Source organism: Erwinia sp. V71, from assembly GCF_965644245.1.
In the GTDB taxonomy this organism is placed as follows: domain Bacteria; phylum Pseudomonadota; class Gammaproteobacteria; order Enterobacterales; family Enterobacteriaceae; genus Erwinia.
Genome location: NZ_CBFFRK010000117.1, coordinates 1 through 13878 on the forward strand (window position 1 = coordinate 1; position 13878 = coordinate 13878).

General features: G+C 55.3%; 15 protein-coding genes. 7 read left to right on the plus strand and 8 right to left on the minus strand.

Annotated elements, in window-relative coordinates:
- Positions 1-206 precede the first annotated feature (206 nt).
- Both ACSZO1_RS18275 and mgrA read right to left on the minus strand, forming a co-directional pair.
- The gene (locus ACSZO1_RS18275; protein ID WP_437615160.1) at positions 207-527 is read right to left on the minus strand and encodes a DUF2502 domain-containing protein; all 321 of its coding nucleotides are present in this window, start codon (positions 525-527) and stop codon (positions 207-209) included.
- A gap of 164 nt (positions 528-691) precedes the next feature.
- Positions 692-1681, minus strand: coding sequence for an L-glyceraldehyde 3-phosphate reductase (mgrA, locus tag ACSZO1_RS18280; protein WP_437615162.1), 990 nt, complete (start codon positions 1679-1681; stop codon positions 692-694).
- Between the two features lie 189 nt (positions 1682-1870).
- Between mgrA and glk the strand changes: the two genes are divergently transcribed.
- Positions 1871-2839 carry a glucokinase gene (gene glk, locus ACSZO1_RS18285; RefSeq protein ID WP_437615164.1) on the plus strand — a complete coding sequence of 323 codons (969 nt, stop codon included), beginning with the start codon at positions 1871-1873 and terminating at the stop codon, positions 2837-2839.
- Between the two features lie 27 nt (positions 2840-2866).
- Here glk and ACSZO1_RS18290 read toward each other — a convergent pair whose 3' ends face one another.
- A complete protein-coding gene (locus tag ACSZO1_RS18290) occupies positions 2867-3604 on the minus strand; it encodes a LytR/AlgR family response regulator transcription factor (RefSeq protein ID WP_437615166.1) in 738 nt (245 codons plus the stop codon).
- A 27-nt stretch (positions 3605-3631) separates the two neighbouring features.
- Positions 3632-5314: a LytS/YhcK type 5TM receptor domain-containing protein gene (locus tag ACSZO1_RS18295; RefSeq protein ID WP_437615185.1), complete on the minus strand. Its 1683-nt coding sequence runs from the start codon at positions 5312-5314 to the stop codon at positions 3632-3634.
- Positions 5315-5656: 342 nt separating this feature from the next.
- Here ACSZO1_RS18295 and ACSZO1_RS18300 point away from each other — a divergent pair, with 342 nt between their 5' ends.
- Both ACSZO1_RS18300 and alaC read left to right on the plus strand, forming a co-directional pair.
- The gene (locus ACSZO1_RS18300; protein ID WP_437615168.1) at positions 5657-6184 is read left to right on the plus strand and encodes a GNAT family N-acetyltransferase; all 528 of its coding nucleotides are present in this window, start codon (positions 5657-5659) and stop codon (positions 6182-6184) included.
- 120 nt (positions 6185-6304) lie between these two features.
- On the plus strand, positions 6305-7540 hold the full coding sequence (gene alaC, locus ACSZO1_RS18305; protein ID WP_437615170.1) for an alanine transaminase: 1236 nt from the start codon (positions 6305-6307) through the stop codon (positions 7538-7540).
- Between the two features lie 68 nt (positions 7541-7608).
- Here the strand turns inward: alaC and ypdK are convergent, their stop codons facing one another.
- From ypdK to ACSZO1_RS18320, 3 genes are all read right to left on the minus strand, one after another.
- A complete protein-coding gene (ypdK, locus tag ACSZO1_RS18310) occupies positions 7609-7680 on the minus strand; it encodes a membrane protein YpdK (RefSeq protein ID WP_101242506.1) in 72 nt (23 codons plus the stop codon).
- A 200-nt stretch (positions 7681-7880) separates the two neighbouring features.
- Positions 7881-8909: an HlyD family secretion protein gene (locus ACSZO1_RS18315; RefSeq protein ID WP_437615172.1), complete on the minus strand. Its 1029-nt coding sequence runs from the start codon at positions 8907-8909 to the stop codon at positions 7881-7883.
- Between the two features lie 5 nt (positions 8910-8914).
- Entirely contained in the window at positions 8915-10516 is a 1602-nt protein-coding gene (locus tag ACSZO1_RS18320; protein ID WP_437615174.1) for an MFS transporter, read from the minus strand.
- A 167-nt stretch (positions 10517-10683) separates the two neighbouring features.
- Here ACSZO1_RS18320 and ACSZO1_RS18325 point away from each other — a divergent pair, with 167 nt between their 5' ends.
- From ACSZO1_RS18325 to ACSZO1_RS18340, 4 genes are all read left to right on the plus strand, one after another.
- On the plus strand, positions 10684-11466 hold the full coding sequence (locus ACSZO1_RS18325) for an IclR family transcriptional regulator (RefSeq protein WP_437615176.1): 783 nt from the start codon (positions 10684-10686) through the stop codon (positions 11464-11466).
- Positions 11467-11478: 12 nt separating this feature from the next.
- Complete coding sequence (locus tag ACSZO1_RS18330) at positions 11479-11931, plus strand: universal stress protein (protein WP_437615178.1); 453 nt, start codon at positions 11479-11481, stop codon at positions 11929-11931.
- A gap of 89 nt (positions 11932-12020) precedes the next feature.
- Positions 12021-12830, plus strand: a complete 810-nt coding sequence (locus tag ACSZO1_RS18335) for a hypothetical protein (RefSeq protein ID WP_437615180.1) — start codon at positions 12021-12023, stop codon at positions 12828-12830.
- Positions 12831-13082: 252 nt separating this feature from the next.
- A complete protein-coding gene (locus ACSZO1_RS18340) occupies positions 13083-13364 on the plus strand; it encodes a hypothetical protein (protein WP_437615182.1) in 282 nt (93 codons plus the stop codon).
- A 101-nt stretch (positions 13365-13465) separates the two neighbouring features.
- On the opposite strand, the gene ACSZO1_RS18345 is transcribed toward ACSZO1_RS18340, so the two are convergent.
- Entirely contained in the window at positions 13466-13639 is a 174-nt protein-coding gene (locus ACSZO1_RS18345) for a hypothetical protein (RefSeq protein WP_437615184.1), read from the minus strand.
- Positions 13640-13878: the final 239 nt, after the last annotated feature.

A 13878-nucleotide genomic window follows, 5' to 3' on the forward strand; every position in this document is an offset into this window, starting at 1 on the left:
AACGGGTTCTTATGCCTTAGTTGTAAGTGTCTACCATGTCCCCGAACAAGTGTTCACTGTGTCCCCGGACCGTACAGCTTGCGGGGGAGGGCCAGGGAGGGGGAGCAAGCGTCTGAGATGCTGAGTTATTTGTTCCCCCATCCCAGCCTTCCCCCATGGTATGGGGGAAGGGGCGGTTCGCACATTTCTGCTCTTTACGGAGTCGTTTACCAGCGTCCTGGCGGCCCCGGCGGTAGTGGAGGTGGCCGGCGATCATCATGGCGATGATGCCATTCGCGGCTGCGTTCATGGTCGCGCCATGCACGCTCGCGCTCCCATTCACGATGACGTCGCCACTCCTCGTGTCGCCACCAGCGGTCATCACGCCAGCGGCCGCCGTCCCAGTAATAACCCCGGTTATCGCGATCACCCAGATGCAGGGTAATGCCCGGCGCGATGTTGATTTCCGCGCTGCTGGCTTGTGCTGTGTGAAGAGCCAAAGGCGCGGTGCTTGCCAGCAAAGCGGCAAAGATAATGGCACGTTTCATCTGTTTCTCCTTATCAGCGGTAAACTGCGCCGCCGTTAAGGCAAGAGTATCCCGCGGCCAGGTCACTGGCATTCAGGCGATTTCTTAAAACTGTAAGGAAAATCTGATTTGGGAATATTCTGGATGAGATGAAATCCCGCCATCAGACGATGGCGGGGAAACGTTTACACCAGAATCGCATCAATCTGTGCCAGCTCGTCAGCACTGAACTGACGGTTCGCCAGCATGCCCACCGCATCATCAATCTGGCTGATTTTGCTGGCACCAATCAGTACTGAGGTCACGCGCTCACCACGCAACACCCACGCCAGTGCCATCTGCGACAGTTTCTGCCCGCGCGCCTGCGCCAGCTGGTTCAGCTGGCGAACTTTAGCCATCTTCTCTTCTGTCAGCTGGTCGCTGTTGAGGAATTTGCTGCCGCTGGCGGCACGGGAATCTTCAGGAATTCCCTGCAGATAGCGATCAGTCAGCATGCCTCCGGCCAGCGGTGAGAACGCGATACTGCCCACGCCCTGTTGCTCAAGGACATCCAGCAAGCCCCCTTCGGACGTGCGGTCAAACATCGAATAGCGTGGCTGGTGGATCAGACACGGCGTACCGAGATCGCGCAGAATCGCAATCGCCTCAGCTGCCAGATCCGCCGGATAGTTTGAGATCGCGGCATACAGCGCTTTCCCCTGACGCACCAGATGATCGAGGGCGCGCATGGTCTCTTCCAGCGGCGTTTCCGGATCAGGACGGTGATGATAGAAGATATCCACGTACTCCAGCCCCATACGCTTCAGGCTCTGATCGAGGCTGGCGACCAGATATTTACGCGATCCCCAGTCACCGTACGGGCCATCCCACATGGTGTAGCCCGCCTTGGAGGAGATAATCAGCTCATCGCGGTAAGGGAGAAAATCGGCACGCAGGATACGGCCAAAATTCTCTTCAGCCGATCCTGGCGGCGGGCCATAGTTATTGGCGAGATCGAAGTGAGTGATACCGCGATCAAAGGCGTGGCGCAGCAGCTGGCGGCTGTTATCCACCAGTGTGGTATCGCCAAAGTTATGCCATAAACCGAGAGAAACAGCGGGCAGTTTCAGACCGCTGCGGCCGCAGCGACGGTATTCCATCTGCTCATAGCGCCCGGCGTCGGGAAGATAATGCATATTGTTATCCTGCTGGTTGAGGGTCATTAATCAAGACAGCATAGCAGTGTATACGCTTACACAATGCTGAACCGCGCGGCGGATCGCAAGTTACGGATTTTTCTGGCGGGTTTCTGCCGTGCGGACGTTGTCGTTTGACCAGGGGAAATTTATAGTGATAGCCATTGACGTTAATGGAGCAGCAAAACAATGACGAACTATGCTTTGGTCGGTGATGTTGGTGGCACCAACGCCCGCCTCGCGCTGTGTGAACTGGCGAGCGGCGCTATTTCACAGATTAAGACATTTTCCACTTCAGACTACGACAGCCTGGAAGCGGTGATCCGCGTTTACCTGGATGAGCATGCGCAGGAAAAAATTGCCGATGCCGCGATTGCCATCGCCTGCCCGGTGGGAGATGACTGGATTGAGATGACCAATCATAGCTGGGCATTTTCCTGCAAAGAGATGAAGAAAAATCTCGGTCTGGCAAATCTGGAAGTGATTAACGACTTTACGGCGATATCGATGGCAATTCCGATGTTAGCGGAAAGCGATGTACTGCAGTTTGGTGGCAAAGCGGCGGTGAAAGATAAGCCGATTGCAGTGTATGGTGCCGGCACCGGTCTGGGGGTGGCGCATCTGGTGCACGTCGACAAACGCTGGGTCAGCCTGCCGGGTGAGGGCGGCCATGTGGATTTTGCTGCCAACAGCGAAGAAGAAGACCAGATCCTGCAGGTACTGCGCGACGAGCTGGGCCATGTTTCCGCCGAGCGTTTACTCTCCGGTATGGGACTGGTGAATCTGTATCGGGCGATTGTTAAATCAGATGATCGTGTACCGGAAAACCTGAAACCGAAAGATGTCACTGAGCGTGCGCTGGCGGACAGCTGCACTGACTGCCGCCGGGCGCTGTCGCTGTTCTGTGTGATCATGGGGCGTTTCGGTGGCAACCTGGCGCTGACGCTGGCGACATTTGGCGGCGTGTATATCGCCGGTGGCATCGTGCCGCGTTTCCTCGATTTCTTTAAAGCGTCAGGTTTCCGCAGCGCGTTTGAAGATAAAGGCCGCTTCCGTGATTTCGTGGCGGATATTCCGGTGTTTCTGATCACCCACGATCAGCCGGGACTGCTTGGCGCGGGTGCACATCTGCGTCAGGCGCTGGGTCAGGTTCTCTGATCGCAGCAGGCGGGAAGGGAATCCCGCCTACAAGCGCATTAACTGGCGGAACGCTTTTACCTTACTGCGGCTGACCGGTACCTGGAAATCGAGATCGCGCAGTTTCAGGATATAGGTGTTGTTAAACCACGGTTCGATCTCGCGGATCTTACTCAGATTCACACACCACGAGCGGTGGCAGCGGAAGAAATACTCCTCCGGCAGGCGGCTGCAAAATTCGGTGATATTCATCGACATCACATACACTTCCCGTCGCGTGTAGACAAACGTCATCTTTTCATGGGCTTCTGCGTAGTAGATATCGTTGATATCCGTGACGATAATGCGCTCATCTTTCTCTAAATTGATGGTCATTGGCGCATTGCGTGTCTGCGTGCTGCCGCTGATTTGCGCCTGCTGCTGATGCTGATAAGTCGTTTCCAGCTTATTCAGCATGCTGACGATGCGTGACTCATGATAAGGCTTGAGAATATAGTCGAAGGCTTCCAGTTCGAACGCTTCCACTGCGTGCTCTTTGTAAGCGGTAATGAAAACAATCAACGGCTTATGGGCGAATTTGCTGATGTTTTGCGCCAGCAACACGCCGTCCAGCGACGGAATATTGATATCGAGGAAAATCACGTCTACCTGACTGGTTTGCAGGTATTTCAGGACGTCCAGCCCGTCATCGAAGCTGGCGACAACGTTGATTTTACTGTGTTGCTGAATCAGCCAGCTCAGCTCCTGCTGGGCGAGAAATTCATCTTCAACAATAATCGCATTCACAAGCACTTCCCCGATAATTGCAGCGTACTACACTGAAAGTGAAACATTATTTTCCGGCAACGAGTGACCATTTTTACTGATATAGAACGCAATTTCGGTCCCCGGATTCAGCCGATAGATTTGCAGCCCTTCGCCATACAGCAATCTGACCCGATGATGCACATTCAGCAGGCCAATCTTATTGCCGGGCATTTCATTATTTTCGACCCGCGCCATCACTTCTTCACTGATTCCGTTGCCGGTATCGCGCACCGAGATACGTACCCGATCGCCCTGGTCCTGTACCGCCAGCACCACCACGCCTTTGCCGCGGCACGGCTGAATACCATGCACAATGGCGTTTTCCACTAATGGCTGGATCAGCAGACTGGGAACTTTGCAGGCGACGTCTTCGTCAATTTCATAAATTACGGTCAGTTTGTCACCAAAGCGTGCCTGCTCAATGGCGATATAGTCTTTCACCTGGTACAGCTCTTTTTTAATGTCGATAGCATCATCGTCATTCAGCTCCAGGTTATAACGCAGATAGCGCGACAGATTGATAATCAGCTGGCGCGCAGTATCCGGATTCATGCGAATAGACGACGAAATTGCATTCAGCGCATTGAACAGGAAGTGCGGGTTTATCTTGCTCTGCAGCGCGCGCAGTTCCGCTTTATTGGCCATTTCACGTAACTGTTCGGCGCGCGACACCTCCAGCTGCGTGGAGATAATCTGCGACAAACCGATTGCCATCTCTTTCAGCGACCAGGTGATGCGGTGCGCGTGGCGATAGTAAATTTTCAGTGTGCCGGTCACTTCACCGCTCTCGCGCAGCGGAATAACAATCATCGAGTGGATTTCCGGCGTGCGGTGCGCTTCATCATTGTTTTTGATGATGATCCTGCCAGTGGCAATGGCCTGCGCGGTGGTCGGGCTGATGCCATCATCGCCATTGTGATAGTTCTGTTCGCCAAAGCCGACATAGGCGAGGATCTGGCTTTTATTGGTAATCGCGACAGCGTCGGCGTTGATATCACTGCGGATAATTTCGCACACCTTGCGCAGTGACTGGCTGTTAACGTGGCGGAACAGCGGCAGGGTTTTATTGGCAATATCCAGCGCCAGCTTGGCCTGCCGCGCAGCAATAGCCTCTTTTTCCCCTTCCACACTCTGCACCAGCAGCACAATCAGGCCGATACAGACGGCGCCGAGGATCATCGGAATGGCGATTTCGCTGACAATCTCCAGCCCCAGCGACATGGGATTGGCCCACAGCACAATCAGCAGCATGGTCAGGGATTCACACAACATGCCGCCGAAAATACCAATACGCCACTGCTTATCTTTGGCAACTTTCAGGTTAATCCAGCCTGAAATGCAGCCCGCGATAATGCTGGTGATCAGACAGGGAACCGATGTCACGCCATGGATATCGATCAGAAAGCGGTGCACCCCGGCAATCGTACCGGTCGCGATACCCACCCACGGGCCGAACAGAATGCCACCGGACATCACCGCAATGACGCGCACGTTGACCAGCGAGCCATCGACATTGATACCGCTCCAGGTGCCAAACAGCGCAAACAGTGAGAAGATGGCGGTAACCGCGATCAGCTCCTGGCGCGAATGTTCATCTTTTTGCAGCAGCTGGCGAAACTGACGGGTACGCGTCAGGAAGAACAGGCAGATAAGCATCAGTGCCGCGCGGTCAAATACCGCCAGTAGCATTTCAAAAATGGATTGCACAGACATCCCGTAAGGCTATGACTTGAGTTTCCAATAATAAGGAAACTCGCACCAATGTGCCAGGTAAGCCGTGGAGAGTTTGCAGCAAACAGGGATGAGATCAATTTTGCTGTTTATCACCCGTCGGACGGCAATTGATTCTGGCGCAGATGATAAAAAAGAGGAAAGTCTGAGTAATATTATACGGATGTCGTTATCCGATTGAAAAAAGCCTTTTCAGGCTAATTATTCACCATGTTAGTCTTTTTTGCCGCCGTTAGTGTGATAAAAGAGGAATTAAAGGTCGGCAGGAAAAGTTAAATTTCCTTATTTACTGAGGGCGTTATGCAATTGACTACCGGGCGTTTAGAGATAACCAAACTGCTGCCGGAGGACTGGCCGTTATTCCTGCGCATTCACAATGACCCGCAGGTGATGCAGTGGGTGAGTGCTATTCCTTCTGCGGAAAATATCCGCCAGCGCTTCGAAGAACGCCTTGCACCATGGCAAATCACCAGCACGCATATGCTGTGTCTCGCTGTGCGCCAGCGCGCCGACGGCGAAGCGGTTGGGCTGCTGGGGGCCAACTCGCAGTGGTATCCGTATCGCCAGGTGGAGGTGGGCTACACGCTGCTGCCTGACTGCTGGGGTCATGGCTATGGCAGCGAAGCCTTGCAGGCGCTGTGTGATTTCCTGTTTGCTGAGTGCCAGTTCCACAAACTGACCGCATCAGTGGTGGAAGGGAACTGGGCTTCGCGCCGGGTGCTGGAGAAGAACGGTTTTCTGCTGGAAGGCACGCTGCGGGATAATTATCTGTTGCGTGAACAGTGGGTGGACGATTGGGTGTTTGGCCGCCTGAATAACGACGAATAAGAAAATTTTATTCCGCCTCTCGACAAGCGGTAAACAATCAGGCTATGTTCATTCTTCGGCCACAATGGTGGTCAGCGTCGCTCGGACGGTCCGGGCGCTTACGTAAATCAAGAGGATGCTATGGCTGACAACGGCTCAACTCGTCGTTTTTCCCGTATTGAACGTCTCCCCCCGTATGTTTTTAATATCACTGCTGAACTGAAAATGGCTGCGCGCCGGCGCGGCGAAGATATTATCGATTTCAGTATGGGCAACCCTGATGGCGCCACCCCGCCGCATATCGTGGAAAAACTCTGTACCGTGGCGCAGCGCCCGGACACCCATGGTTACTCCACGTCACGCGGTATTCCGCGTCTGCGCCGGGCGATTTCACGCTGGTATGCCGATCGCTACCAGGTGGAGATTGACGCCGAATCCGAAGCCATTGTCACCATCGGTTCCAAAGAGGGGCTGGCACACCTGATGCTGGCCACGCTGGACCATGGCGACACCGTGCTGGTGCCGAATCCCAGCTATCCGATTCATATCTACGGTGCGGTCATTGCCGGTGCGCAGGTGCGTTCCGTGCCGCTGGTGGCGGGCGTCGACTTCTTCAATGAGCTGGAGCGTGCAATTCGCGAAAGCTATCCGAAGCCAAAAATGATGATCCTCGGCTTCCCGTCAAACCCGACCGCGCAGTGCGTGGAACTGGACTTCTTTGAGCGCGTGATTGCGCTGGCGAAGCAGTACAATGTGCTGGTGGTGCACGATCTGGCCTACGCCGATATTGTCTATGACGGCTGGAAAGCGCCATCGATTATGCAGGTGCCGGGCGCACGCGATGTGGCGGTGGAGTTCTTTACGCTGTCGAAAAGCTACAACATGGCGGGCTGGCGCATCGGCTTTATGGTGGGAAATAAAGAGCTGGTCAGCGCGCTGGCGCGTATCAAGAGTTACCACGATTACGGCACCTTCACCCCGCTGCAGGTGGCGGCCATTGCTGCGCTGGAAGGCGAGCAGCAGTGCGTGCGCGATATTGCCGAGCAGTATAAGCGCCGTCGCGATGTGCTGGTGAAAGGGCTGCACGAAGCGGGCTGGATGGTGGAGATGCCGAAGGCATCAATGTATGTCTGGGCGAAGATCCCGGATCACTATGCCCATCTTGGCTCACTGGAGTTTGCCAAACATATGCTGCAGGAAGCGAAGGTGTGTGTCTCGCCAGGTATCGGTTTTGGTGACTACGGTGATACCCACGTGCGTTTCGCACTGATTGAGAACAGCGATCGTATTCGTCAGGCGGTTCGCGGTATCAAAGCGATGTTCCGTGCCGATGGTATATTGCCGGTCACGGCGAAGAGTGCAGAAGCAGAAGAGTAAAACTAACAGGGCGACATCAATGTCGCCCTCATTTCATCCCAGGTACAATGCCTGAAGGGTAACTGGCTTTAGACCATCAGGAAAAAAGTGCCAACCCAGACCAACAGGAAGAACGACACTCCCATCAATGCGTATTTCACCAGACGACTCCTGTGAGCGACTGCGGCAATGGCGATCCCAAACCCGTGCAACACAAACAGTTCGGTCAAAAAGGTGAGCTTATTAGGGTGCTACACGCTTTTATCCCGCGTCGCCCCGGGAAACCCGGAGCAGGATCGCGACTAATCTACGCTTAAAGTGCGATAAAATAAATAGTCTTGTTCTGAGACAATGCTCACAATTATTTTACCAATATCTGTGGCACTACTGACATGCCGACGCGCAGGCGCGCAAGGTCCGGCTGGCCGGGCTCCAGCACGATTTTTACCGGCAGGCGTTGCACGACTTTGGTGTAGTTACCGGTGGCGTTATCGGCGGTAATGGCGGAGAAGGTACTGCCGGTTGCCGGGGCAACGCTGTCAACGTGACCACGGAAACGCGCACCGGGCAGGGCATCCACTTTGATGTCGACCTGTTGTCCGCTCTGCACATGCGCCAGCTGGGTTTCAAGGAAGTTCGCCACAATATAGCTCTGTTCCAGTGGTACCACGGCCAGCAGACGCGTACCTGCGGAGACATAAGCGCCCTGACGCACAGCACGCTGACCAATATTGCCATCCACCGGCGCGGTAATGCGCGTGTAGGAAAGATTCAGCTGCGCCTGGTCGACACTGGCCTGTGCTGCTGCGATATCGGCCTGCGCCTGCTGCTGGCTGGCCTGCAAAATCCCTACTTCTTTACGCGCAGCGACGACTGCGGCCTGATCCTGCTGAACCTGCGCCGCTGCCGCGCGCATAGTAGAGCTGGCTTTCTGCTGTTCATCGGCCGTTGCGGTGCCACTTTTCAGCAGGCGGCGATAGCGATCGGCATTCTGGTCGGCATAACTTAATGATGCCTGACTGGAGGTGACCGCCGCCTGTTTCTGAGTGATTACTGCCTGTTGCTGCTCCAGCTGGGCTTCGATGCTGGTCAGTTTGGCCTGGCTGATCTGCAGATTTGCCTGCGCGGTTTCCAGCGCGACGCGGTAGTCGCGGTCGTCCAGTGTGGCCAGCAGATCGCCAGCCTTCACCGCCTGGTTATCGCTGACATTGACGCTGGCGACATAACCGGAAATTTTCGGCGCCACCAGCGTGTAATCGGCGGTGACGTACGCGTCATCGGTGCGATAGTTGTTACTGTGCAGGCTGTGCCAGGCAAACAGCGCCATCAGCAGCAGGATCGCCAGCAATAACGCCAGCAGCAGAGTTCGTTTGGCAGGTGTAACACGCATAATCATTATCCCGGGGTGTGCGTAGCAGGTTGAATAAGGGTTTGTGGCGGCCAGACTCGTTTTGGCAGCCAGGCGGTCAGAACCACCAGCAGCAGGGAAAAACCGATCAGCATCAGGTAGGCGTCGCTGATACTCAGCACCATCGCCTGGTGTTTCACCAGTGTGGAGAAACGGGCGATATTTTCCGCCGAACTGATACTGCCATCGGGCAGCAGAGGCGTGGAGGCAGTGGCGCTGGCCGAGGATTCGGCGCTCAGCAACCAGCCACGGTTTGCCGCCTGATCGAGCAGTGAATGGGAGTGAAATTTTTCGCGCTGACTGAGGAAACTCTGCACCAGCGTACTGGCCGCCACGCTGGCGACACCGCGCACGGTATTAAACATCGCGGCGGCAAACGGCCCTTCCGGCGGCAGCACCACGCTGGTGGCGCTCATCAATACCGCAATAATCATCATCGGCTGACCAAAGGCCTGCATCAGCTGAATCAGCCAGAAGTTTTCCCGCGCCCAGGTGCTGGTCAGCTGCGATCCCAGCACACAGGAGCCGATCAGCAGTGCAGCACCCGCGGTCAGCATCCAGCGGCAGTCGATCCAGCGCAGATTGAGCAGGGCCGCCACCAGCGGTGCGATCAGCAGTTGCGGCAAACCGATCGCCATCGCCAGCGGCGCGAACTGCAAGGTGCGGAAACCTTCAACCTGGGCAAAATAGGCGGAAGGCAGCGCCGAGCCTGACAGCGCGACGGTCAGTACCCCGGCCAGCGCCAGCAGGCCGTGGATCAGGTTTTTACGTTGCAGCATCTGTAAGCGGAACAGCGGCAGCGGGTGGAACCATTCGTTGATCAGAAACACCAGCAACAGCGCCGCCGAGCTGAACAGCATGGCGCTAATCAGCGGTGAATTCAGCCAGTCGAGGCGTTCCCCCTGAGTCAGCGCCAGAATCAGCAGCGCAATGCCGCTGCCGCCAGTCAGCATGCCAAACCAGTCCATCTGCCTGAAGCGTTCACGACGTACCGGGTCCTGCGGCAATCCCCAGCCGATCAGCGGCATGGCGATTAGCATTGGCGGCGCGACCTGCCAGAAGACAAACTGCCAGCCGATGCTGTCTGTCCAGAATGCCGCCAGCGAGGCGGCCATATTCGGGCCAAAGGTGGCGGTCAGGGCATAGGCGCTGAGGCCAAACAATTTAATCCCTGGCGGCAGGAAACGCAGCGCGACGGTCATCAGAATCGGCGGGAATGCGCCTGCGCAGAGTGCCTGGATCACGCGCAACAGCAGAAACAGCTGGATATCCGTGACAAACGGCAGTAATACGCCGGTGACAGTAAAAACGCTGGCAACGCCGAGGGTAACGCGGCGTAAAGAAAGCGTGACGGCAAACCATGGGGCGATCATCATCGATGCCACCTGCGCCGCCTGGTACAGCGCGGTGATCCAGCTGCCCTGATCGTAGCTGATGCCCAGCGCTGCCCGGATATCGGCCAGTGCAATATCGGTGACGCGATCGTTTAACCCGGCAGTAAGCGCAGCGATCAGCACCCCGACCAGTCCCAGCGCCAGACGCAGGGTAAAAGGATGGGGAACCGGCGCCGGCGAAGGCTGACCGTTCATAACAGGTGCTCCAGAGTTTCTTGTTATATGTGATGCACTGTATTGCGATGTGATACAGCGGAGAGGCATGTTACATCGCGGTTTGTTGTATTGCAATGCGGTACAGGCTGTAAAAAGTGCGCAATTAGCGCTACAGTAGCGACGGCCTGAACAAGGAAGAGAACAGCATGTCTGACAACCCTCAACGCGGTGATGATGAAAAAACGGGTGGCATTCAGGTGATAACCCGCGCCGCGAAAATACTGAATATATTAGGCGAGCAGCCGAATGGCATGAGTCTGGGCGAGATCGCGCAGGCGGTGGATCTGCCGCGTTCAACCGTCCAGCGTATTGTGGCCGCGCTGGATTCGGTGCAGATGATCCGCATCCAGGGCGCGGGTGGCGTGCGTCTTGGTCCGGCGTTATTACGCTTGTTATCCGCCGTGCATACCGATGTCTCTGATATTGCCCGTCCGATCCTGCAAACGCTGTGTGATGCGACCGGTGAAACGGTGTCACTGGCGCGTGCCAGCGGGACGCAACTGGCGATCGTGCATTATGTGGTGGCAGATCGTGAACTGCGCGTTGTGCCACGGATGGGACTGAATCTGCCGCTGTACAGTACTTCTGGCGGACGTGCGCTGCTGGCGCTGGAGAGTGACGAAGATGTGCGTACGCTGGTGGGTGATGCGTATGCGGCGATGACAGAAAACACGGTAAAAACGCTGCCGGAACTGCTGGCGCATCTGACGGAAATCCGCGAAACCGGCATTTCGTACGACCGCGGCGAAACCCTGGAAGGGATTTCCACCATGGCGGTGGCGCTTGATACGGTATTTGGCCGTTTCAGCGTCTCCCTGCTGGTGCCGTGCCCACGTTTTCAGAAATATGAAGCGTTATTCCGCACTGAGATCCTTAAGTGCAAAGAGGCGATGACGCGCGAGATTGGCAAAGTGACCGCACGCGATTAACCGGAGAATAAAATGAAAACGTTACTGGTGGCAGTCGATAATTCAGCGCATGCCCGCAAAGTGGTGAGCCTGGCGATTGAGCAGGCGCAGGCACAGCAGGCCGGGGTGGTGGTGGTGTGCTGTGTGGATGCCAGCTACTCTGCCGGCAATGCACCGCTGGAGTTTACTGCAGGTGAAGATCCGGCGGACTTTGCGCTGGCGCAGGATGAGCAGAATACTGCGGAAGCGGTGGTACGCCAGGCGCTGGCGGAGTTGCAGCGCGCGGGGGTACAGGCGCGTGGGCGCGTGGTGGCCGGTGAATCGGCGGAAACCATTGTGGCGCAGGCCGATCTGCTGCAGGCGGCAATGATTATTATGGGCCGCCGTCATCTGTCACCGTTTAATCGCCTGTTAAAAGGCTCAGTCAGTGCGGCGGTGATTGAGCATGCCCATTGCCCGGTGCTGGTGGATGTGCGGGCGGATTAAACGCCGCGTATCGCTCATGTCAATCTGCTGTAATGACTTCCCGGGAAGGCGCAGCGTTCTTCCCTGTGCATTAAATAATGGAAATTGTTTTGTCTGAAATTAACCTTATCCCTTCAGTTGTTGCCCTGATCGTTCTTTCCCTGCTGGCTTTCTGGCTGGTACGCCGTGCGAAGATCTCCCGCTGGCTGGCGCTGTTACTGGTTGCGGTGCCGCTGGTGGCGGGCAATATGGCGTGGCTGCACTGGATTCAGCCTCAGCAACAACTGGCGGCACGTCTTGACGCCGCGCAGCAGCAACTGGCGACGATGCTGGTGTATCGCACCATCAAACAGCAGGACCCGGCGTTATATAAGCAGTTAAATGATGAGCTGGTGATCAGCGTGCGTAATGGCGCAGAGACAGACAAAGCGATTGCTCAGCTGCGGCCCATGCTGGCTGATTTGCTGAATCAGCGCGTCGGACGGGCGCAGGATAGTGCCGTGATCGACTATATCCGGATGAGTGTGCGCCAGATGCAAAGCCTGCGGCAGCTCTCAGGTGAACTCTGTTTCCAGTTCCTGTTCCCGCAACTCAGCGGTGAAGTGAATACCATCGGGCAGTTACCACCGCAACTGCAGCAGCAGGACCTGCAACAAATGGACGCGTTGCTGGCGGCCAGCACCGGGCCGGAAATCAGTGTTGATTTACCCGTGGCACGTCAGAGCATGCAGGGAATTGTGCGTACGCTGTATGAAAAGTGGGGCAGTAAACTGCAGATGCTGAACGCACCAACCGATATTCGTGTCGATCATAATGAAATGTGCGATATGACGATCGATCTCTATCAGGCGATTCTGGCACTTCCTCCTAAACAAGCGGCCAACGTTTTGCGTATGATGCTCGGCGCCAGCGGCGGCTAACGAGCAAAAAAAAGCCCGCTCGCCGCGGGCATAAACAGGCCAAGTCATTGTAGTAATGTTTAAAACCTGGTGTATGGCACAGACTCTCTTCGATGTCTGACTGCATGATGACACCCGGGCGCAGCCAGCACCATTCGTTTTAGTGAATCGATTCAATTGGTAAATATCGCATTTACTTATGCCCTTTCAGCCCTGTTCCGATGGTGGCTACCGGCTGGCTTGCTATGCTGCGCAGCGATGTGAGGAAAAAAGATGAAATTCAAGATTTTCGGCGCACTAGCGCTGCTTTTACTGGCTGGCTGTACTGCCAGCAAACCCGGCGCTTTTGAGAAAGTGGATGAAGATCCGGTTGCCAACACCGTGCAGTACCGTTTTGATCCGCAGAAAGTGAACCACCAGGCGATGATGAGCGATCTGGCGACTTATTGTGGTCAGCGCGGTTTTGATATGGCCCAGTCGCTGCCTGAGCAGGACAGCCATCTGCCAGGATTAAAGAAAGTCTGGTATCAGTGCAATTATCAGATTAAAAGCTAGCGCGACAGAAAAAGAGAAGGGCGGGAAAATTCCCGCCCAATTTTTTTGCTTTTACTTCTTTTACTGCTTTTACTGCTTTGCTGTATGCAGGCTTTGCCCTGTTATCTTCCGCGATGCGGTCCGCCATGCCAGCCGCGATCCGGGCCGCCACGATCGTGCCAGCCACCACCGCCGCCATGCCAGCCACGGTCGTGATAATGTCCGGGGGCGACAATACAACCACTCAGCATGGTTATTACAGCAAGCAGCGATACTGCTTTAATGACTGCTTTCATAGTTCACTCCCTTTCTCTTCTGTGTTGGCTATCACTTTACGAAATAAAAGTGGAGGAATAATGCCGCGTTTGTAGAGTTATTTAGGAAGGTATGAGTAATTATTTCAAAAAATCCCATCGGCAATAAACACGAAATATTTCACCAGGAATAAACCGAATTACCCGCGAATTCAGATAATAAGTGCAACGCTCGGACATGATTGTGGAGAGTGTAGGAGGAAGGGTTAACTACCGATAAG